Genomic DNA, 22,550 nt, shown 5'->3' with positions numbered 1-22,550 from the left:
ATGAAGTAAAGCGGGAGGCTAAAACGAATGGATACAAATAATAAATGGGATTTTTGGATTGATTGTGGTGGAACCTTCACTGATATTGTGGCCATCGATACTAATGGCTCTTACCAAACGGAAAAACTACTCACAAAATCTCCTCATTATAAATCTTCTGTCGTTCAAGGTATAAAGAATCTTCTTGGAGATGATTTTTCACCAAAAATAATTAATAAAGTTAGACTTGGTACTACTGTCGCAACAAATGCATTCCTAGAAAGAGACGGTATTGATTGTGCACTTGTTACAACTCTTGGCTTTAGAGATCTTCTTGAAATAAGAAGACAAAATCGTCCACGCCTATTTGACTTAGATATTAAAAAAGCAAAACCTCTTTATAAAACAGTCGTAAATATTAAAGAGAGAATAGATGCAAGTGGAAATATCATCACTAAACTCGATGAGGAAATTGCCTATTTCGAATTAATGAGATTATACGAGCAAGGCCTTCGCTCAGTTGCTATTGCACTTATGCATTCATGTATAAATCCAGAGCACGAGTTAAAAGTTGCCCAGATTGCAAAAAAAATTGGCTTTGAATATATAAGTCTATCACATGAAACGAGCCCTATTTCAAAGTATGTATATCGTGCTGAGACATCTGTAGTGGATGCATATCTCACTCCTCTTTTAGATATCTATACAAAAGAGTTAGAAGATGACTTAGGCGGTGTTGATATTGTTTACATGCAATCAAATGGTGGATTATGTGATGCTAAGACTTTAAAAGGACAAAATACTCTTCTTTCAGGGCCTGCTGGTGGCTTAATCGGTGCTATCAAAAGCAGTGTAAAGAGAGATATCAATAAGATCATCACTTTTGATATGGGTGGTACATCAACTGATGTTGCTATCTATGATGGTGAGATCAAACTTGATAATGAACCTGACTTTCTAGGAATTAAGCTTTTAGCACCAATGCTTGATATTCATACCGTTGCAGCAGGTGGTGGATCAATATTAAAATTTGATGGAGGACGATTTGCTGTCGGACCTGAGTCAGCAGGGGCATTTCCAGGTCCTGCTTGTTATCGAAATGGAGGACCATTAACTGTAACTGATGCAAACCTCTTTTTGGGACGACTTGAAGCGGATAAGTTTCCAAAGATATTTGGACCTAATCGCAATCAAGCTCTTGATGAAGAGATCGTAAGTGAGAAGTTTAATAAGCTAGCTAAAGAGGCTGGAATGGATGCTAAAGAGGTTGCAGAGGGATTTCTTGATGTTGCCGCTTCAACAATGGCACGTGCAATTAAAAAAGTTTCAGTTGAAAAGGGAGAAGATCCAGCAGATTTCACAATGGTGAGCTTTGGTGGAGCTGCGGGACAAATGGCATGTAAAGTTGCAGACGCTATTGGTATTAAGAAAATTTTTGTTCATCCATTTTCAAGTGTTTTATCAGCTTATGGAATTGGGACAGCAAATGAAAGTTTTCGTGTCATGAAAGCTTATACTAAAAACTTTTCTAAGATAAATGAAGAAGAGATTAAAGAGAAATTCACTGAACTACATAAAGAGATTGAAGAAAATTTAAATAATGTTGATCGTTTTACAAATGAACTACTGATGCGTGCAAAGGGTAGTGATTATGAAATTAATGTATCAGCAGAAAAGTTTAATGCTATCTCTAACGAATTCTCAAAAGCCTATGAAAAGCTCTTTGGCGTTGAATTTGAAGGAGAGGCAGAAGTTGTTAGTCTCGTCTCAACTGGAGAGAGGCTTTCTGGACATAGTGAAGAGTTAATAAAGGATGAGGCACTTAATGACATTGAAGGCCCAGCTCTTTTAAGTGCAAATAATACCTGCTTAGTCTTTGATGAAGGATGGAGAGGTTCTAAAAACAAGTATGGTGAATGGATTCTTACGAAAGAAGAAGATGTAAAGCAGGATGAAATTTCAGAGCGTGACGCCAAAGTAGAGCTAGAGATTTACTATCAAAGATTTCAATCGATAGCCGAACAAATGGGGCATACTCTACAAAACTTGGCCCATAGTATAACGATTAAAGAACGTAATGATTTTTCTTGTGCGCTTTTTACAAAAGATGCAGAGCTATTAGCAAATGCGCCTCATATCCCAGTTCATTTAGGATCTATGGGGGATGCTGTTAAGGCCATCGCTGAAAAATTTAACGATGATATCAATGAAGGTGATGGATTTATTTGTAATGATCCTAATTATGGCGGTACACATTTGCCAGACATTACTGCTATTACACCGATATTCTTTGAAGGGAAGCTATCAATGTATGTGGCCAGCCGAGGACACCATGCTGATATCGGAGGAATAAGTCCTGGATCAATGCCCGGAAAGAGCACAAAATTGTCTCAAGAAGGTGTTGTTATTGCTCCTGAGAGAATTATTGAAAAAGGACGCTTCTTAGAAGAGAAACTTTCTAAGATTTTAAAAGAAGGACAATTTCCTGCTCGAATACCAATTCAAAATATTCATGATATTAAGGCCCAATTTGCGGCAAATCAAAAAGCACGCACAGAGCTTCACTCTTTAGTTGATTCTTATGGTGCTGCAAAAACTCTAGCAATGGCCGAAGCGATCTTAGCTTATTCACATAAGAAGATTATTGAAGTGCTTAAAAAATTTAAAGAAGGTACTTCTAATACAAATATAACTAATGAGAGATCAATTACTGTTAAAATGACAAATCACCATGAAGATAAGTTAGTGATTGATTTTACTGGAACATCTCCTTGCGGAGATCATAACTTTAATACGCCACTGCCAGTAGTAAAAGCATCAATCTTATTTGCACTACGTTGTCTTATAAAGGAAGAGATCCCTCTTAATGATGGTATTGCTAGATACTTAGACATAAAGATCCCTAAGGGATCTCTACTAAATCCAAGTATTGAAAGTGCTGTAGTTGCAGGTAACGTTGAAACATCTCAAGTTATTTGTGATCTTATTTTTGAATCTCTTGGTGTTAAGGCACATGGGCAAGGGACAATGAATAATTTAAGTTTTGGTAACGAAGAATACCAATATTACGAAACTCTTGGTGGAGGAGCCGGGGCAAGTTCTAGTGGAGATGGTGCAAGTGCTATTCAAGTAGGTATGACCAATTCTCTTCTTACTGATCCCGAAGTCTTTGAGAGTCGCTTACCTGTTCGTATCGAATTGATGGGAATTAGACAAGGAAGTGGTGGAATTGGAGAGTTCCGTGGAGGAAGTGGAATCTATCGCCATCTCTTATTTCTACAAGACAGTGACTTAAGTATGATCTCGCAAAGAAGGCTAAGCTCTCCTACTGGAATAAATGGTGGGGAAGATGGCCTAAGAGGGAAGAATATTCTAGAGAGAAAGAACGGAGAAGTTATTGAGTTAGAAGAATGCTTTCAAACTAAAGTTGAGAAGATGGATCGACTTATGGTTTGTACTCCTGGTGGAGGAGGCTTTGGTAAGGCCCCTGATGAAGGAGAGCATCTTGTTTTCGGATTTGGATCTAATATGGATATTTCTCAAATTAGAAAGAGATGTCCTAGTTCTTCATTTGTAACAAGGGCCAGATTAGACGGCTATGAGTTGCGTTATACAACCTATTCTGAAGTTAGAAAGGGTGGCGTTGCTGATATGTATGAAGCCCCTGGAAAGAGTATGTGGGGTGCTGTCTATCGCTTAAATGATCATGACCTAGCAACTTTAGATGAAATAGAGTGTAGTATGAATAATTACACTCGAATCCAAAGAGAAGTAATTGATGATAATGGGCGAAAACTTAAGGTCTATTGTTATGATGTAAATGATAAGGAGCCGGATATTTCTCCAACTAATATCTATCACTGGCTTGTTTATAGTGGGGCCTATAATTTAGGAACATTAAATAAGTATTTAAAAGCCTTATAATAGATAGGATTTAGAAAGAGCAAATTTAAATGGTGCATCAAGGCATTTAAAATGGTATGAGTACTTATGTTTCAAAAGCCTGAAAAGAAGTGGACTAAGGTCCTGTCACAACCATTTGAAAAGCAGTCAAAGTTTCTTAACAAGATCTGTAAAGTTAATCGAAGAGATGCACTTATTCTTAATGAGAGATATTTTGATGGACTGAGTTTCCCATTAGTTGGGGAAATTGTTGAACTCGTTCAAAAAGTTATCGCTGCCGGGGAGTTTGATCCAAGCTTTCGTGATCTCATTTTAGATCGCCTTCTAAGAGTCATTGGTATTGAGGAGCTTTATCCTGAAGACTATGAAGATGGTAATGAGTGTAACGGCGATGATGACAATGTTATCTTCGGCGAAAACTACCATGTCTATACTGCCTGTTATGATGATCTGGATATTCTCGTAAATTTCATTAATTCAACTGATGGTATTAGCAACCTATGTGATCTTGGCTCCGGTTCTGGAAGAGCTCTATTTTATCTGGCCATGAAGGTTAAGAAGGAATTAAATTATCTGGGATTAGAATTAGTTGATGAAAGGGTCAAGTTTACTAATGAAATCTCAAAATACTTCTCTTTGGATAATGTAAGATTTCAAACTTGTGACTTTTTAGAAGATCCGCAAGCGTTCCACGGATATGATGCTTATTATCTTTATGACTCTGTTGGTACTGAAAATGTTCCTCATTTAATCGGACATTTTAAGAACCTTATTGATGATGGCCAGAAGTTTTATTTATTCTTTATTTCTGGTTGGGATGAAATCATGCTTTCGGCATTAAATGAACTTGATGGACTAAAGCTTGTTGAAGGTAATGACAGTCATAAGCAAGAAGGTCGAGTCGTAAATATCTACCAAACTCTATAAGCTAACTTAAATTAAGTATCTTAAATTCTTCGATGAAAATAAAATGAGTATGTTATATTCTTCGGAGGAAATATGAAAGAAATGCTAATCTGTTCAGATCTCTATGAAGGCTCAGATAATAACCTTAAGTCTGGATACTCCTTTGCGAGTAGTCTCGGTCTTAAACCCAAAATTTATCATATCGATACAATGACTCCTCAGTTAAATAAACAATTTCATCCTCTTACTGTTAAGCCTCGCTATATTAAAGATCCTATTTGGAATAAAGATATTGAAGCTACTGTTCTAGATATGGCCAATAAGGCGTTAGCAAGAGTAGGGATTGAAAAAGAAAAGGTTGATTTTGAAAACTTTGAAGGCTCAATCAATGAAGGAATTGAGCATCTAACAGAGCATGTTGATCTAGAAATGATGGCAATAGGAATTACTCATCATGGTGGTTTTCATCGCTTCTTTTTAAATACATTTGCAGAAAAGTCTTTATTCCATGTAAAAAAAGATGTTCTCGTAAGTAAGAAGGCCGTAGAGAATTATTCTCACCTTACTTATTTAATACCTTATACACCTTTAGATGAAGACGATTTAGCAAAAGTTATTCACATCGCCAAATGTAATGAAGCAAAGGTCCATATGGATTGTGTCGTCCCAATTAACTTTGTGGGGTATAGTCTAGAGCTTTTTTCCAATGAGCCTTATCCTCGAGAAATTTTAACAAGCGAATTATCTGATATGCGCAGTAAAGCAGAAAAAGAATTACAGAAAGCACACAAAATTATGAAGGATGCCAATATCGAGTGTTCGTATTCTTTGGAGATGGTACTAAACGAAGATGCAGCTAAGCGTGTAGAAGAAATTGTGCAAAAAGAAAACTCTGATCTGGTTATTATAAAGCCTCAGCACTATACGTTTGAGCACTTATCAATTGGAAGTGTCTCATTGGATATTATGAAGAATGTAAGTAGTAACCTTCTTCTTTTAAAAGTCGAATAGTTTATATCTTGGCCCAGTTATTCTCTGGTATACTTATATAGGCTTCTGTCCATGCATTTTCTTTGCTATTAAAACTTAGTTCAAAATTATCATCTTGTAGAAGATATTTTGCAACACTAAGTCCTAGTCCACTTCCTTTACTCCTTGTTATTGTTGATATGAAGGGGAGTGTTATCATATCTAAGTACTCTTTAGATATACCGATACCAAAGTCTTTTATTGTTAATCGCAAATTGTTTTTAGAATCTATACTGGCATATATCTCTATTTTCTTGCGAGATTTATCATTATTTTTTTTAACTGCAGAAATCGAGTTTTTAATTATATTTTTCAATGATTGTATGAAGTTTTCCTTTGTTGCCAATATCATATAATCTTTTACACCTTCATCAATCTTTATTTGAATTCCATGTTTTTTTATCTTTTTATGAAAATGAGATGTGCTTTCTAAAATTAAATCATAAAGCTCTTGCTTTCCTCTCTTATGTGTTGCTGATCGAAAAGTCAGCTCTATGGTTTCAACAATTTCATTAATTCGATTATTTGAACCCTCTAATATTGATAGAACGCGTTGTGCTTTTGTATTATCTGGCCTTATCTTTTTAATTTCTTCTTCAAGTAGATGAGTTGAATTTATTGAGAGGTTTAAAGGGTTTCTTAATTCATGTGCCATTGACTTTATTAACTCTAATATTCTTAAGTAATTAGTGCGCTCAATCTCCTTTTCTTTCTCTCTTAATAATTCCATCGCCTGTTGTTGCACTTTTTCTTTAAGTTCTATTTCTGTCTGCTTTTGAGCTGTGATATCACAGATATATCCTTCTAGAGCAATAATTTTATCGCCGTCATAAACGCCAACACCTTGCTCCCATAAGTAGATAATCCTCCCATCCTTGTGTCTAACTCTATATTCTGTTGTGTAGTAGTTATGAGCTTCAAGGGCCTCATCAACAGTCTGTCTAACGATTAGTTTATCTTCTTTAAGAGTAATATCATCAAAAGAAATCTTGGCATTGTTTAAGATCTCATCTTGTGTATAGCCAGTGATTCTTTCAATACCAGAGGTAATGAACTCCATAGTCCAATATTTATCATTGCGACACCGGTAGGCTATGCCATCGATACTTTCAAGAAGAATATCTAAGTTAATTTTTTGTACCACGAGCTAATCTTCGGTTTAGAAGTGTAGTTAGCTAAGTTAATTAAAAACAAAGGCTTAGCTTAAGTTTCTTAGTTTTTTAGTGAAATAATCAAGCTTGTTGTCTAAATATTTTTCACATAATAATTTCATGAAATCGCGAGTATATCTAAGTAATACGCTTTGATATGCTAGATTATTTTCAATGAGAAAGGTTATTTCAATAATATTATTAAGCGTCTTTATACTAAGTGTACCTGTACAAGCAAGTACTGAGTATAAGTGTATAAAGCAGTACCAAGATAAAATAGAGACATTTTATCCTAAAGAGTCTGTGGAAAATGATGAAGGCTGGGTATACAAACTTAAGGGTTTTTATTGGCTATCTAAAGTCATTGGTAAACCTGCTGCGGCTTTTATTGTTGCTTTCGTTCCAGGTTCTATTCCTGTTGTCTTATCTATATCAACTGTGGCCGCCTTCTTCGATCTTTTAAAGAACGAAAAGGGAATTATAGGTGCTTATATTGTTTTAAAAATGTCTGAAGTAGAAGAGCATGAATTTGCAAATCAGGATATTGATTCAAAGATAGAAGAAGAAGTTCTGCAACTTCAAGAAAATAAATATAAGCGAGAAGAAAATCTTTTTAATACTTTTGTTGAAAGAGTTAATCGTAAATATAAAAATACTGATTTTTCTTATGAGCAGGTTAGAAGAGCAGTCGTAGAAATTGCTTCAAATGATGATCAGCTTTGCCAGCGTAAGGGAAAAGAGAAGTTTACTTCTCTTTATCGCCTAATTCGCCTGACAAAGAAGAGGTTGATTTATAAATAACTAGATAATGTAAGCTATCGAAAATATGTGGCGCGCAAAGAATCCTTCTATATATTCTCTTGATTTATTTTCAATATAACCGATAAGAACCCTATGAGATTAGAGGGGATTATCATTTTTATTGCTCTTGTTGCGAGTATCGTAACTAGGGCAGAGTCTATTGAGGAATTATGTAATTCTCTTCGTTTAGAAGATCCAAGTTGTTCAACTCTTGAAATTCCCAAATCAATCCTTCCTAAAGAGATTAGTGAAAATTCATTACGTCGTTGGCATTGGATTATTGAAAAAGTAGAAGAGAAAAAAGACCTTCTTCAAGCTGAAATAGACAATAACAAAGGGATGTTGCGCTTTTTACGTAATGACTTTGTCGAAGAGGATGAAAGTAGGCAATGGTATATAAATGAATTCAAAGATATTGAAAGTGATTATTTAAAGTTAAAAGAAATTACCAAGCAAATTGAAATCGTCTCAGATAAATTAAATATCTGCTTTAGAGTCTGTAGTCCAAAGATGCGAATTGAAAATGAAGAGCATTTAAAAAAACTTCAAAAGCTAAAGATTTTACTACTTTCTAAACGCCCCATTTTAGCAGGGCCAGAAATTGAAAATATCATTAAAAGTAAAGATGAGGGAGATCTTAAATCCGCACTGGTCAAAACATACTCTGATTATTTATCTGGTGCTCAAGATCAAATAAGGGAGATTAATACGCGATTTTCTCCTGAGCAAAGACAATATGACTTTGCTATCAACGAAGAAGTTAATGAGGAATTACAAAAAGAGAGAATTAAAGTCCTCTTTGATATTATAAATGGCAATGATGTCGTTGATGATACAACTTCCTCTATTTTATCAACATTAGATTGGCGAAAAGAGGTTATGAAAGAGCCAAGTCTAGCGTGCAGTCTTTATGAGAGGAATAAAAGTTACTTAACTGATCAGAAAATAAAGGAATTAGGCCTTGAGATTGGAATGTTTGTTGCTCCTTTTGTTGCAGGCCCTGCCTTTAGATTAAGTGTTTGGGGGCTTCGTGGCCTAGGATTAGCAAAGTGGGGAATGAGAGAAGAAATCTATGCTTCAATTACAAAAGCAACGACAGGACTCTCTAGTGCAACTTTTTTTGCAAAAGATCTCGTTGCAATACCTAAGAAAAAAGAACAATGTGAATCTCTATTAAATAATTTTATAAAGTCTAAGCAACATACTTATTATCAAAAATATACAGAGTGTTCTGAGGAGCTAAGCCAAGAGATTCTCTTAACTTCCGTGAGTACAGCTCTAAGTGGTCTTTCATCTTTAGGTCCAATTAAGCAGGCCTTTGAATTATCAAAGAAATATGATCCAAATTCCCGTCTTTTCCATGTTAAGACAATGGATGAGCTTAGCTTTTATCTTAGAAAGAAGCCAATCGATAATGAAGTATTTGGAGATGCAGGATATAAGCTTTCTATTGAGAAGGGTGATTATTATGTTCTAAATCTTAATAGTTCAAATAAAGAAGTTAGGACAATGAGTTCAAATTATTGGAATTTTGTTTCAGATACTTATCAGCGAAGATTAAACCTCTCTGAAAATGAAGTAAAAGACTTCATTCAAAGTAGTCGACAAATGGAAGATCGAACCACTTTGATTATTAGTACAGAAAAAGGGGCAGCTGATTCCATGAGAGGTGGACTGGCCTTTGTAACATCTTCAAAAGCTGATGAATTAATGCCCTTTGAAAAAGCAACAGGGGTAAAGGTCGATCGTCGTCCTGGGCGAAAGGTTGCAGAAGCGGTTCGTTTTACTGTTGATGATAAAAAAGGAGATCGCAAATTAAGCGAAGAATTACTAAGCCAATTAATCACTTCAATGGATGCAGATGATTCTCTGGATGGAATTTATATATTCACATCAAAGGCCCATGAGCGTTTATATGAGAGAATTCTAAAAAAACGTGGCATCAATTTTAATCGAGTAAAAGACCTCGATCGAGATGTTGTTCTAGAGATAAGGCCTTAATATTCCTCAAGTATTAACTCATAATAGCCGATGAGATAGGTATGAGATTCCCTAAGTGCTTATTATTATTTTTCATTCTATTTCAGACGTTTGCTTTAAAAATTATATGGCAACCAAAGCGTGAAATTGGAAATACGACGATTTGGAAGAGTACCCAAACAAAAAGTATTAGAGGATCAACTCAAGTTTTAAAATCATCAAAATCATTTTTAGCTAATATTGATAAGCGCGACAAATTTGTTAAGTCACTTGAGAAGAAAAAGCGAAATGGAATGAAGTTTTTAGGGATTAGTGATTGGAATGCTTTTGAATATAAGTGGCAGAATGATGAGTTAACAATTTCTGGTTATTATATTGATCGTAAAGGTCTTAAAAATTATTTTTATGAAAGACACACTTTTTTAAATGATAAACGTGTTATTAGTCTCATTACTTCTCTTGATAAAGACAAGTTAAACAAAGAAGTAATAAGTAGCTTTTTTCAATCGACTCTTAAGTGGGAGAGTCGTAAATGAGAAAACTATTAAGTTCTATTATTATTCTTTTTCTAAGTTTTAATGTCCTAGCATTTAGTAATAGTGACATAATTGATCAATTTAGATCTTTTGGCTCAGTAACTGATACTTATGACTATATTAGTTGTAGTTCTGAAAGCTCAGTTAAAGGACCTTTATCTGAAGATACATTTCAAAGTTTTTGTGAGGTCGTTAAAAATAGCGATGCATGTAAAGATGTTGAAGAAGACGAGAAGATAACTTGTGAAAGTATCGATGAAAATGAAATCGATATTACAAGTTTTTCTTTCATATATAATTGTTTTCGAGGACTTTGGCGCTCACTCGTGAACCTTTTTGAATTTGTTGTTGAAATGATAAAAGGAAGCCTTGGTTATGTGTTTGATTCTGAATTACGACAAGAAAAGAATGAGGCCCTCGGTGAATACTATGATTCTTTTAAGAATTACTTAGCTATTGAATTTGATAAAGCTTATGAAGAAACAGGCGATGATGTGGATGCATCACTTCTTGTTGCTAAAGACATTATGAAGATGGGGATGGATGCCATCTCTGATATGATTAAAGATACCTACTATACATTAGGTTGTTATAATCAAAAAGCAAGACAGGCAAGAGTATGTGAGATCGTTGGTGAGGTTATTATGCCTCCTGCCGCTGCTGTGGCGTTGATCTTTAAAGGTCCAAAGATGGTAAAACGACTTAAAGAGGTCGTTTCAGAACATACAAAGAAGCCACAATCATCAATTGTATCGGATGAAGATCTAGCGAAAAAGAAAGCCGCTAGGGCCCTAAGTCCAGAAGAGGCTCGCAACTCAAATACAAGAGCTATATCAGCTAAGTTAGAAGAGATTATAAAAGAAGAAAAACATGATTTTCTTTCTGCTCCTCAAATCGGTCAAGGAATCCAATTAGTCGCTATTCGCTCTAAAGAAAATAAAATTCGTAAGTTTGCTAACCCTGTTATCAAATCTGATAATGGAAATGAATTATCAATTTCATATCTAGATATAGATACAGGTAAGATTATTAACGAGAGTATAAATAATGTAGATCGTAAAAGAATAATTGCGGCAATCGATCGTTTAAATGGAAGACGTTTTAATTTTCAAGATGATTCATATTACAATTCACTTGGGATAAAGGGGACACACGAGCTCAATGAATCTCAAAAAAATCAATTAGGACAAATGATCAATGGCCTTAATAAAGACGAGCAACAGAAATTTAAAGCATATGCACAAAGACTTGGGGAAGACATTTCTGATATTAGAAATCCTCGCTCATTAGTCTCTTCACTTAATGATGGGGATGCATATAGTGATGTTCTATCTCTTTATTCAAATATCGTTAAGTCATCAAGTAGTGCTCAAAAATTTAAGAAGTTTGATCAGTGGGTTAAATCAAATGCGCATGCTCTCTATTTATATGACTTCTTATTAAAAGATGGTGTTGAAAAGAATAGCGATTCTCTTCGCTACCTCATGGCCCGAAATGAATATTTTAAAAATGTAAGACCAATTAGGGGGCCACCTGGAACTCTCGTTACATTCTCGTTTGAAAAAGAAAGTAATATTGAAGATATTACTTTATGGTTTAAGACAACTGGCATTAGTGATGAAGAATGGCTTCAGATACCGAGTGACGAAAGATTAAAAAGAATAAAAGATGCTACTAATGTTAAGAAAGATTCAGTATCTGAAAACCGTATAACTGGAACAGAGTTTAAGCCTAAATACATTGGTGGTTATTCACAAGAGTTAGGGCATGATTCCTCTGATAAGAGCTATACTTGGGAAATAGCTAATAAGAAATATGAAATTAATTTAGAACGTACTCTTGATGAAGTTTCTGAAGTTTCGAAATTTACAGGTGAAAGACATTCATTTCATACTCATGTTGTATTTGATATGCCTAAAGATTATAAACATTTTGACCGTTTTCAGTTATGGTCAAAACAAGCAAATGATTATTTATACTTAAAAGGAATGGAAGAAGGACTTCATGGGAACTATTTAACAAGTGTTGCTCATTTTGATTCAGATGCTCCAAAACGAGCACGTGCTAGTGTTAATAATACCTTACCATCATCTTTATCTAGTATTTCATTACAAAGTCATAAATTCTTTTCAATGGGGATTCGTGGAAATCTCTACGGTAAATCACCAATAGAAAATCATACTAAAATTGGTCTTGAACTTAGAGATACAACGCGTAAGTTGGATATTCTTGGTGACCATATGAGAAAAATTACAACGACAGTGCAAGAGTTTAAATGGGAAAGCTTACCAAACGAAGTGACTCGTTCAAATATGCCTATCGTTCGTGTAAATGAAGATATGATCGACAATGACCTTAAGGGGATTGTTAGCGATCCTTTCTTAAATCGATTGAGGTCTGATGTTGTAACAGCATCGATCGCTCTAAATCGATTTGAAGAGGGACGCTACTTTGATTATCAAAGAGGAACATTTAGAGAGCTTACTTCAGAAGATAAGAAACAGATCGTTGAAGCAAGACAGTACTTTATTGATGAAATGGGAAAAATTGATCGTGAATTAATAGAGATGAAAAGAAAAGGTGAGTCCTTTGAAAAAGAAGATGTCGAGATGGCCGTTCAAATGACTCTTTCTGAATGGGCAAAGATGGCAAGGGTCTCACGCTTCTATGATGGGATTTAAAAGGGGATATAGAATCCTATATCCCGTTATAGTCATGTCTTAATTTTGACTGATTCAAATAGACCTCAAGACGAATTCTATTTACGCCTCCTAATGGTCGATTAACTTCTGGTGCTCGCCATGGATTAAAGGTCATATTCTCACATGCTGACATTCTCATTTCGTCACGAACTCTATGCTGCCTATTTACGATTAGGCGTCCAACCTTAATTTGTGGTGATTTCTTCTCATCCCACGATAGCATTGCATTTTCGATATTATTCTTTTTTGGATCTTTATTTGGTTGAATATAGAAGTCAAAACAACCTTGTTCACTCTTAAGAGTTCTTGCTAAGCGCTCTCCTAAGTAATCATGACTAGGATTGTCTGGGATCGTATCCTTGTTCTTACGACATGATTTAAAACTCATTTTCATGCTGGTACTACCTAGTTTATAAGGTGTTGCTGAAGAGTAGTCGATATCAAGTGGATTTGAGACTTCAACTCGAGCCTTCATTATTCTCTTAAGTGATCCCCAATGAGTCAGTAAGTATGCAATAACACCAAATCGTCCTTGTGTTGCTTCCATGAATTTTTCATATTTTTTAGGATTTGCAATGAAAAAACTATCAGCATTCATCATAACTAGATCGTGGATATTCTTATTTCCTTCAAGACCAATATCTTGAAGATAGTTTTGATAGGGAACGCCGATTATTTTTACGGCCATACCTCGAATATCTTTTTCGATATCTGCTTTTGAAGGATCAGGCTCTCCATTAGAGAAGCGAATAATACTTTGATATTTTCTATTTTCTTCAAATAGGCCAACTCTTAGTTTTTGAGGTAGTTTAGAATTATCAATTGTAAGTTCTGATTTTACACAACCATGATGTTTTGGATGAGCATCCCTTTTCATGATTTTATTATTTCCTGTTGCTTCGATTAGTGTTTCTTTGAAAATCTCACCGACACGACTCATATTTGCTACTTCATCTTGTCCCCAGACTTCACCTTGTTCTACTTTTGGTTGAAGTGCATTGACAGAGGCAACTTGTCGTTCACTCTTTTGATTTTGACATGAAATTATTAAGCTTAACAAAGCTACAATCTTTAAACTCTTCATAAACCCCTCACTTGTTCCTAAATTATTTTACCTTAATTACTAAATACTCCAAGGACCATTAAATGCGGTAAAATTACCTTTTTGGTGAGTGATTTCTATATAAGTATCTGTAATTATTGTTTTGTCATTTGTCTAAATCTGTCTTTTGCTAGCTGACTGCTAAGGATCGTACCCATTCGTAAAAAGGTAACTCCATCATAGTTTCCAAAGTAAAGTGCATCTGCAATATTATCCCAAGCTTTGTGATCGTGGAGAGTGACTGCTAGAGCATTTTCTCCTAAGATACGTACGCCTTGTCTTTGTGCTTCCTGAGCAACCCAGAATACTAATGCCTTCGCATAGCTTTGTGCATTTGTTGGACCTTCAAGATTATTCATTTCTAAACAAGTAAAATGAAAATTTAATTGATGAAAGTCCTTCTCTTTTCTAAGTTCATTGATAATACCGATGATTCTATTATAACCATGTCCTGTTTTATCACTAAAGATATCTTGATCAGTTGATATCAGTCCTGCATTAAGCTCTGCCAATCGATCAGCACCTGGTGCAACTCGCCAGTGTATTCCTGGTACTTTAAAGCCTAATTGAATATGTGCCTCTGATCTAAAGGTATCAATGGCCGCTCCAAGAATTCTCTTTCCATGCTCTCGTAAACTTTTAGAATACCAATTATAAAAGTCCTTACCATAATTAGTGTGTTGTTCTTGAGCTGGAAAAAAGAAGAAAGGATTAGGAGGTGCAACTTCTTTGAAAGAAGATAGATTAAAGCCCCACATGAAGTTTACAGTATCAATATTAGAATACTTATTTCTAACGTAGTTTCTAAAGCTTTCTATTGCTAGCTCAGAATAGGCTTGAAGCGCTCCACGTGTTGGATAACCTGATCCATTATCGTGTGAATTATATGAAGGATAGCGAAGCTCACCGGCAGGGCCAAGGCTTACATTAATTTCATATATATCTTTCATCTTATGTGAAAAGTTCATTTTAAATGAGCCCATGACCTCATAAAAATCATTGATCGCTTTGTGGGTAGACCAAACAGATAGATATTCTTTTGAAAAGTTTCCTTGCTCACTTTTAGACATGGCACTCGTACCATACTTTTGCCATAACCAATTTGGGATTGGTACATCACATGTATCACCAACGTTACCACCACATTGATGGAATGATAGAATCGGTACCCACTTTAGGCCAGCGTCTATAATAAGATCACTCAGCACTTGATAGTATTGCCAATTGAATTTATTATCTTCTTTTTCTATTAGTCCCCACCAGATATCAGTACTAACTCCTGTTGCTCCTAGGGACTTTATTTCATTTAATTGATCTTGAAATTTTCGTAACTCAGCTTTTGAATATTCAGACGACAAGTTATTTGGATCACCTATGATTAAAGGGGCCATGACATTGAATACTTTTGCGGAAGTCGTTAAACAATACAATGTTAGAAAGAGGGAGAGTAAAGCTTTAGATTTCATGTCTTACTTATAGCTATACTTCTCCCTAAATAATAGATGTTTTGAATTTTTTATAGATTATTAGACTTTAAGATATCGTCCACTTTTGCTGCAAATATAAAATCACTTTCCACTAAGTCATCAATTTTATGTGTCCAAAGATCAACCTTCAGTTTTCCAAAACTTACGTGTAGGTCAGGATGATGCCATTGTTCATCTGCAACCTTTGCGATTTCATTTGCAATTTTCATTGGTTGGTCAAACTTTTCGCAATCAACTTCAAGAGTCAGCCTTGTTTTATCATTAGTGAAGCTCCAACGTTTGTCGATTTGCTCTTTAAGGCTTAGTTTTTCCTCAAGAGGTAGGGGAGGTACTCCTCCTTGGCAAGGTATACATGTTTTCTCATTCAATGAAGTCATATTTCCTCCTAAAAATTTACTAGTTCATAAAGGTCGATTGCTGGCTCCTCATATGGATGGGCCGTTCTTAACGCCTTAATTACTTCTTTAACTTTATCATCAGGACAAATCGTTTCCACCTTAAGTTCTCTTACTTTTTCAATAATTCCGGATTCGCCAATATGGGGATTTGCTTGATTATTTGGACGAAATTGACCGATACCTTCTGTCTCAAATGAACATTTGTCATAGTTGCCAATGGTTCCAGCACCGGCATTAAAGATGGCCTCTTTTACTTCTTGTGCGTCATCTACAGGAACAAAAAATACTAGTTTTTTCATTATTAACTCACTTTTTTTTTGATCAAAAACTTAACAGTACTCTATAAAATATACTTGATATCTACTAATTAATCTAATTCTTGATATAAATGACTCTCAACAATTACTCCCCAAGAAAAAATAAAAATTAATCTTAATGATGATTTAATTTCATCTTAACTAGGGGGATATATGAAAAACATTCTAATTTTAATTGCCACTTTAATTTCTTATTCTGCATTTGCTTCAAATGTTGATTTTCCAGATTACACTTGTAATGTTTCAAAGTACTCAGATGACACTGTTTTTGGTGAGGAATTTGAAATGAAAAGAGACAATTCTAGTCGTTAGAATCTAATGAGTACTGTTGTAGATAATATTGAGTTTAAAGTTGCTCTTGTCGATAAAGCTTCTGGTCCACAAGCATCTTTTACAACAAATTATAAAGATCAAGGGATTCAGGTTTCTTCACAACAAGACTTTAACGGAGTACAGATTATTTTTGGGCCGACTCATCAAGTTGGGACTACAGGCTATATTGTAACTTGTGATAGAAGTTCACTAGATTGGTAATAAATATAGGACCTGCCTAAAGCAGGTCCTTTCTTATTAAATAAGTTCTTTGATTTTTGAAGTGATTTTTTCATCTCTTGGATCAATGTCAGGAAAGTACCTTTCAACAATTTCTCCATTTTCGTTTAAAAGGAATTTTTCAAAGTTCCAATGTATATCATGAGCTTGTCCTGAGATAAGACCTTTGCTTGTAAGTAATTGCTCAAAGTCTGGTTTGTCATTTCTTACTGCCTCTTTTTTCCCTTCTGTTAAAGCTTGATAGAGTGGGTGTTGACCTTCTCCTTTAACAACAATCTTTTCATTCACTGGAAATGTTACGTTGTACTCCATTGAACAGAAGTTTTGAATTTCTTCATTAGTACCTGGCTCTTGTTGTAAGAACTCATTTGCTGGAAAAGCAAGAATTTCAAGTCCTTTATCTTGGTATTCAGAATATAGTTTTTGTAGCCCTTCGTATTGTGGTGTAAGTCCACATTTTGAAGCAACATTGACTACAAGATATGCCTTAGCATCAAAGTCCTTAATTGTTTTATCTAGGCCTTTTCCATCTTTAAATTTAATTTCATTTATATTTGTACTCATGTGATAACCTCCATAGTTTTAACTAATAGAGGTTACCATAAAGATTTATTTAGAAAAGTAGTGGCGTGCCATTTGTAGCTTTTTATAACTTTCAATTAACTTTAGATGCTTATCAATACCTACAAGACTAGAATTTGTCTGAGTTAGGCCATCAAAGCGATTCTCTAGGGTTAATGTCTTAGTTACTCGCTCCATTAATTCAGGGCCATACATCTTAGTGAAGCTTTCAAGATAATCCGCTATTTCAAGATCATCTGCCAGTTCTATATCAAGTGCATTATTGAGAGCCTGATAAAAGCGTCTTCTTTCTATTGTATTATCGTTGAATGTACCAAGCATTTCGACGAGATGCTTAGCTTCTTCATAATTTTGTAGAGCAAGATAACCAAGTGCCTTGAGTTCTCCAATAACTAATTGTCCCCATACAGTACTTTCATCAAATGCAACTCCGATTAACTCAGAAATTGGCATGTAATTATCAAGCTCACTGTCTTCAAGTCGTTCAATTAGTGAACTTAGGTCTTCATTGTTTAAAGAGTGGAGATTTAAAATATCTTCTCTGAAGTCTAGTGCTTGATTATGGTTGTCCCAAATCAGATCTTCTGGTTGATAAATTTCAGAGTATTCTGGAACAAGAATACGACAAGCACTTGCTCCTAACTCGTTATAATCTGCTATATAAACTTCTTTACCTAGCTCTTCTAAGATTCCCATTAGATATTGGTATTCTTCTTGAGTCGAACCAGAAAAGTTCCATTCATTAAATTCGTATTGTGGCCTAGCACCAAAGAAGCGCCAAGAGATAACTCCTGTTGAATCAATAAAGTGATCAACAATATTATTGTGTTCACGAATAGCAAATTCATTAAATGTTGGAGGGAATGTGTCATTCATACCTTCAAAGCTTCGACCTTGTAGAAGTTCTGTCAGGCTTCTTTCAAGTGCCACTTCAAAACGTGGGTGAGCACCAAAGGATGCAAATACACCTCCATTTCTTGGATTCATGAGAGTTACACACATGACAGGAAACTTACCACCTAAAGAAGCATCTTTTACAACAATTGGAAAACCAGCTTCTTCAAGTTTGTTAATCCCTTCAAGTATTGTTGGATACTTTTCTAAAACACTTTTTGGAACATCCGGTAGTGTGATCTCTTCTGTAATAATTTGATTTTTTACAGCTCTTTCAAAAATTTCTGAAAGACATTGTACACGAGCTTCATATTTTGTATTTCCAGCACTCATTCCATTACTTACAAATAAATTCGCAATGAGGTTGGCCGGTATGTAAACCGTTTGGCCATCAGATTGACGCTCAAAAGGTAGTGCACAGATTCCACGCTCTTTATTTCCTGAATTTGTATCAATTAAATTTGAGGCCCTAAGCTCGCCACCGTTATCGTAAGCATTAAGAAGTGTCTCATCCATTAATCCAGTCGGAATAGACTCATCATTTGGAATCTCAAACCATTTCTCATTTGGGTAATGAACAAATTCTGCATTAGCGATATCTTCACCAAGGTAATAATCGCTGTAGAAATAATTCGTGCTAATACGCTCTAGATATTCACCTAGAGCAGAAGCAAGGGCCGCATCTTTTGTGGCACCTTTTCCATTTGTAAAACACATCGGAGAGTCAGCATCGCGAATGTGAACTGACCAAACATGAGGAACTTGGTTTCTCCATGATGCAATTTCAATTTGAATTCCCAGGTTTGCTAGAAGTCCTGTCATATTCTTTATTGTTTCTTCTAAAGAACAATCTTTACCTGGAATCATCGTCTTGGTTTCATTTACTTCGTAGTCAAGTTTGACATCGTTACCAAGTATTTCTTTTGCTTCTATCTTAAAATCAATTTCATTTTGAATAACTCGCTTAACAGTACATCGATTCATTGAAGCAAGAATCCCTTTCTTATCTTTTTCAGATATTGAAGCAGGAAGCTCGGCATGTATAACAAATGATTGCTTGTAGCGATTATCAGGGTCCACTATATTTTGCTGACTTATGCGAATATCCTCTGTAGGGATATCTCTGCTTTTACAATAGACCTTTGCAAAATAAGCTGCACACATGGCCGAAGAGGCCAGGAAATAGTCATAAGGGCCAGGAGCTGTACCATCTCCCTTGTAGCGCACAGGCTGATCAGAGATGATTTTAAAATCATCGAAACTGGCTTCAATTTTTAAATTATCGAGGTATCTTACGTTTACTTGCATAAGGCAGATATAGCAGTATTTAAGGTGATTTACAGCTATTTACGCATATTCCTATAAGTTTTACTGTATAATTGACGACTTTTTGACTTTTCTTAACTTGCAAAATCTTGTCATCGATGGTTTTTATTGCGAATATGTCTTTCGCTAATTTAAAGGAGAATTAAATGAAATCACTCGTTTTGATGCTGGCAATGTTGCCTGCTTTAGTATTTGGTTATAGTAATCCAGACGCTAAGACTCTTATGAATGAATACCAAGAGTTTCGCTCAATGGTATCAAATATGGAACACGATTACCTAGTTGGTGGTTGGTATAAGGCCAAAGACTTTGGTGATACAACTGTTATGTGGCTTCTTAGTGATGACTTAACAGATCGTGAAGTTATTAGATTTTTTAGAAAGAAAGATGATGGCTCAGTTTTTACTGTTACTTACCATCGTTCAGACTACATTGTAGATGGTAGAATTGTTCTTCGTCGTTTCGTTGGCCCAGAGCCAACTGGTTGGATTAACCACACTATTGATTTCGAAACAGGTGAGCACTTAGGTTCACAAGGTTGGTGGCCATTCTTTGATGAAAGCGACCATGACTTTATGAAAAAGTGGGGATTCCACTACTAAAATAAAATTAAGCCTACTTTGTAGGCTTTTTTTTATTACTCTGATCTAACTCATAATATTTTAAAATCTCCTTTGATATTTTTAATTCATAGAAATTTCAAAGGAGTTTTTGTGAAAAAAACATCAATCGTTTCAATTTTATTTTTTCTAATGTTTAGTTCTTTCTCATTTGCAGAGGGGAATTCAATGGTTCGTGTAAGGGCCTTAAGCGTAACCCCTGATGTTTCAGACAATATCGGTGGTAATATTGCAATTAATAATGAATCAGTTCCAGAGATCGACTTCTCTTACTTCTTCAATCAAAATTTTGCACTTGAGTTAATTCTTGCAACAGCAACTCATGATGTAAACCTCAATGGAACAGGAAGCCTTGGTAGCGTTTCTTTACTACCTCCAACTTTATTAGCGCAATACCATATGGAATTTGGAGACTTCAAACCATATGTAGGTGCTGGTATCAACTATACTATCTTTTATGGAGAGGTACCGGGAGATATGGTCTCGACAAAGTATGATGATGCATTTGGATATGCCTTACAACTAGGAACTGATATCAAAGTTGCTCAGAATTTATATCTCAACCTTGATGTGAAAAAGCTTTACTTACAAGCTGATGCAACTGTTGATACAGGATCTGGCGTTGTGAATGCTGAAGTTGATATCGACCCTTTACTTGTAGGGATCGGTATTGGTTTTAGATTCTAGTTTCTTGAAGGGTGGCCGTAACACTTGGCCACCTTCTCTTTTTTAACTTGTCCTTTTATTTCTAAGAGCTAAACTATTTCTATGAAAGAAATAGATATTCAAATCTTAAATTCGCAAGACTTTAATAAATACTATTATGAGTATAAGAACGATGTTTTTGAAGATGATCATAGTTATGTACTATGGGATATTCTGTCTGAAACAGAACTTTCAAATGTAAAAAGACTCCAAGAAAATTTAGGAGAACCTTTTAAGTTATGTTTGGCCGCCTTTGATAAAGAGGGGAACTTTCTTGGCTGGAGTTGGGGATATCAAGAAAGTAGTACAACATTTTATATGTGTAATTCAGCAGTACTTCCACAATATCGAAGACAAGGTATTTATGGGGCCATCTTAGACAAGTGTCTGGCCATTCTAGAAGCGGAAGGATTTCAAATGGTCTATTCTCGCCACTGTGCTACGAATAATTCTGTTATTATACCTAAACTTAAAGCTGGCTTTTTAATTTCAAAAATGGAGCTAGATGATAAGTTTGGTGTCTTGATACATTTACACCACTATTTTAATGAGAAGAGAAAAAAGGTCATGGATTATCGCGCCGGACAGATTAGGCCCGACGCAGATATTAAGAAGTTATTTAAAATTTAGCGAACACAATAATAAGAATACACCTTAGTATTTACTGACCATGGGTTTCTTACTGGTGTTGGATTCATAAGACCTGGATGATAAACTTTTCCACCACTAATGGCCCAAACCGTTTGTCCAATTGAAACACCTCCATTCCAATCACCATAAGCATCAATAGCTTCTAGTTCATTTGCATTAGGAAGTCTTGCATAAATATTGTCACAGGCTCTTTCTGCTTGTCTCATTGAAGTCGCTCGACCTACTGATCCGTTATGTGTTCCTATAATTGTAAGATTGCGACGTCCTATTTGTACCGTTGCTGGAAACTTTGTTCTTTGAAAATCTTCAAACATTGTAGAGGCAATTTGAGACATAACAACAGATGGTTGTCCTTGTCCTTGATATGTTTTCGTCGACCCATCAGAACTTACTAGAGTAAGTGTGACCTGAATTCCGCCACGGCAATTTGGTGCATATGAATAAGATCCATAAGCCATATAGTCTACTAAAGCTCCTGCATTATTTGGAATCCAACCTGGACGTTGTCCATTATTTATAGAGTCCATAATGTAGCGAATATTATTCATATGGACGAATTCTAACTTACGATTAACTACTGGAAAATTACGATAATAGCTATCAAAATATGCTTTAAGAGTATTTTCTAGAGTTACATCCATATACTTATACTGTGTAGCAAGGCGCACATTCTTGTCATATAGAGCATCGAAAGTAACAAGAAGATCCAAGGCTTCATCTCCCTTTGCTCCAGATTGCATAAGCTGAGATGCTAATCCTGTCATTTCACGCATATATTCAGAACGTGTTTGAGAATAAGCCTGTTTGTATGCACACAGGTCTGCTCCTCTTATAAAGGGGATTGAGGCCCAGAGACGAGCTGCTTGAGAGTGTGCACTAACTCCTATTAAGAGAATAAGTGCAAGGGATTTGAGTTTCATAGATTTCTC

General features: G+C 35.3%; 20 protein-coding genes. 12 read left to right on the top strand and 8 right to left on the bottom strand.

Annotation, left to right across the window (positions count from 1 at the left end):
• The first annotated feature begins 27 nt into the window (after positions 1–27).
• From BALOs_RS10835 to BALOs_RS10825, 3 genes are all read left to right on the top strand, one after another.
• Positions 28–3,903, top strand: a complete 3,876-nt coding sequence (locus BALOs_RS10835) for a hydantoinase B/oxoprolinase family protein (protein ID WP_120405183.1) — start codon at positions 28–30, stop codon at positions 3,901–3,903.
• A 66-nt stretch (positions 3,904–3,969) separates the two neighbouring features.
• Positions 3,970–4,809, top strand: coding sequence for a methyltransferase domain-containing protein (locus BALOs_RS10830; RefSeq protein ID WP_114705235.1), 840 nt, complete (start codon positions 3,970–3,972; stop codon positions 4,807–4,809).
• A 72-nt stretch (positions 4,810–4,881) separates the two neighbouring features.
• The gene (locus BALOs_RS10825) at positions 4,882–5,799 is read left to right on the top strand and encodes a universal stress protein (protein WP_114705234.1); all 918 of its coding nucleotides are present in this window, start codon (positions 4,882–4,884) and stop codon (positions 5,797–5,799) included.
• A gap of 1 nt (position 5,800) precedes the next feature.
• Here the strand turns inward: BALOs_RS10825 and BALOs_RS10820 are convergent, their stop codons facing one another.
• Positions 5,801–6,961 carry a PAS domain-containing sensor histidine kinase gene (locus BALOs_RS10820; RefSeq protein WP_162929653.1) on the bottom strand — a complete coding sequence of 387 codons (1,161 nt, stop codon included), beginning with the start codon at positions 6,959–6,961 and terminating at the stop codon, positions 5,801–5,803.
• A gap of 181 nt (positions 6,962–7,142) precedes the next feature.
• On the opposite strand from BALOs_RS10820, the gene BALOs_RS10815 reads away from it, so the two are divergent.
• The 4 genes from BALOs_RS10815 (at position 7,143) to BALOs_RS10800 (ending at position 12,966) form a co-directional block, all read left to right on the top strand.
• Positions 7,143–7,769, top strand: coding sequence for a hypothetical protein (locus tag BALOs_RS10815; protein WP_120405181.1), 627 nt, complete (start codon positions 7,143–7,145; stop codon positions 7,767–7,769).
• A 93-nt stretch (positions 7,770–7,862) separates the two neighbouring features.
• Positions 7,863–9,770 carry a hypothetical protein gene (locus BALOs_RS10810; RefSeq protein ID WP_120405180.1) on the top strand — a complete coding sequence of 636 codons (1,908 nt, stop codon included), beginning with the start codon at positions 7,863–7,865 and terminating at the stop codon, positions 9,768–9,770.
• Positions 9,771–9,811: 41 nt separating this feature from the next.
• A complete protein-coding gene (locus BALOs_RS10805; protein ID WP_120405179.1) occupies positions 9,812–10,285 on the top strand; it encodes a hypothetical protein in 474 nt (157 codons plus the stop codon).
• Positions 10,282–12,966, top strand: a complete 2,685-nt coding sequence (locus tag BALOs_RS10800; protein WP_120405178.1) for a hypothetical protein — start codon at positions 10,282–10,284, stop codon at positions 12,964–12,966. Before BALOs_RS10805 ends, BALOs_RS10800 begins: the two co-directional genes overlap by 4 nt.
• Before the next feature lie 16 nt (positions 12,967–12,982).
• Here the strand turns inward: BALOs_RS10800 and BALOs_RS10795 are convergent, their stop codons facing one another.
• The 4 genes from BALOs_RS10795 to BALOs_RS10780 all read right to left on the bottom strand — a co-directional run bounded on the left by BALOs_RS10795 (position 12,983) and on the right by BALOs_RS10780 (position 16,273).
• Complete coding sequence (locus BALOs_RS10795) at positions 12,983–14,071, bottom strand: catalase (protein ID WP_120405177.1); 1,089 nt, start codon at positions 14,069–14,071, stop codon at positions 12,983–12,985.
• 113 nt (positions 14,072–14,184) lie between these two features.
• Positions 14,185–15,555 carry a family 14 glycosylhydrolase gene (locus BALOs_RS10790; RefSeq protein WP_120405176.1) on the bottom strand — a complete coding sequence of 457 codons (1,371 nt, stop codon included), beginning with the start codon at positions 15,553–15,555 and terminating at the stop codon, positions 14,185–14,187.
• 50 nt (positions 15,556–15,605) lie between these two features.
• A complete protein-coding gene (locus BALOs_RS10785; RefSeq protein WP_120405175.1) occupies positions 15,606–15,953 on the bottom strand; it encodes a 4a-hydroxytetrahydrobiopterin dehydratase in 348 nt (115 codons plus the stop codon).
• 8 nt (positions 15,954–15,961) lie between these two features.
• A complete protein-coding gene (locus tag BALOs_RS10780; RefSeq protein ID WP_114705224.1) occupies positions 15,962–16,273 on the bottom strand; it encodes an NGG1p interacting factor NIF3 in 312 nt (103 codons plus the stop codon).
• Positions 16,274–16,444: 171 nt separating this feature from the next.
• On the opposite strand from BALOs_RS10780, the gene BALOs_RS15230 reads away from it, so the two are divergent.
• Positions 16,445–16,603 carry a hypothetical protein gene (locus BALOs_RS15230; protein WP_162929652.1) on the top strand — a complete coding sequence of 53 codons (159 nt, stop codon included), beginning with the start codon at positions 16,445–16,447 and terminating at the stop codon, positions 16,601–16,603.
• Between the two features lie 6 nt (positions 16,604–16,609).
• Positions 16,610–16,825: a hypothetical protein gene (locus BALOs_RS10775; RefSeq protein ID WP_120405174.1), complete on the top strand. Its 216-nt coding sequence runs from the start codon at positions 16,610–16,612 to the stop codon at positions 16,823–16,825.
• Between the two features lie 36 nt (positions 16,826–16,861).
• Here the strand turns inward: BALOs_RS10775 and BALOs_RS10770 are convergent, their stop codons facing one another.
• Together BALOs_RS10770 and BALOs_RS10765 are read right to left on the bottom strand one after the other, a co-directional pair.
• Complete coding sequence (locus tag BALOs_RS10770) at positions 16,862–17,407, bottom strand: glutathione peroxidase (protein ID WP_120405173.1); 546 nt, start codon at positions 17,405–17,407, stop codon at positions 16,862–16,864.
• Positions 17,408–17,452: 45 nt separating this feature from the next.
• A complete protein-coding gene (locus BALOs_RS10765; protein ID WP_120405172.1) occupies positions 17,453–19,627 on the bottom strand; it encodes an OsmC domain/YcaO domain-containing protein in 2,175 nt (724 codons plus the stop codon).
• Between the two features lie 164 nt (positions 19,628–19,791).
• On the opposite strand from BALOs_RS10765, the gene BALOs_RS10760 reads away from it, so the two are divergent.
• From BALOs_RS10760 to BALOs_RS10750, 3 genes are all read left to right on the top strand, one after another.
• Positions 19,792–20,247 (top strand): hypothetical protein, encoded by a 456-nt coding sequence (locus BALOs_RS10760; RefSeq protein WP_114705219.1) that lies wholly within the window; start codon positions 19,792–19,794, stop codon positions 20,245–20,247.
• Between the two features lie 111 nt (positions 20,248–20,358).
• A complete protein-coding gene (locus BALOs_RS10755) occupies positions 20,359–20,952 on the top strand; it encodes an OmpW family protein (RefSeq protein ID WP_120405171.1) in 594 nt (197 codons plus the stop codon).
• Positions 20,953–21,033: 81 nt separating this feature from the next.
• Positions 21,034–21,600 carry a GNAT family N-acetyltransferase gene (locus BALOs_RS10750; protein WP_120405170.1) on the top strand — a complete coding sequence of 189 codons (567 nt, stop codon included), beginning with the start codon at positions 21,034–21,036 and terminating at the stop codon, positions 21,598–21,600.
• Here the strand turns inward: BALOs_RS10750 and BALOs_RS10745 are convergent.
• Positions 21,597–22,541 (bottom strand): hypothetical protein, encoded by a 945-nt coding sequence (locus tag BALOs_RS10745; protein WP_120405169.1) that lies wholly within the window; start codon positions 22,539–22,541, stop codon positions 21,597–21,599. The genes BALOs_RS10750 and BALOs_RS10745 overlap by 4 nt on opposite strands.
• Between the last annotated feature and the right edge of the window lie 9 nt (positions 22,542–22,550).

The sequence above is a fragment of the Halobacteriovorax sp. BALOs_7 genome, from assembly GCF_003612895.1.
GTDB classification, from domain to species: domain Bacteria; phylum Bdellovibrionota; class Bacteriovoracia; order Bacteriovoracales; family Bacteriovoracaceae; genus Halobacteriovorax_A; species Halobacteriovorax_A vibrionivorans.
Note: the sequence above shows the minus strand (reverse complement) of the source record. Positions and strands in the feature narration are given on the sequence as shown.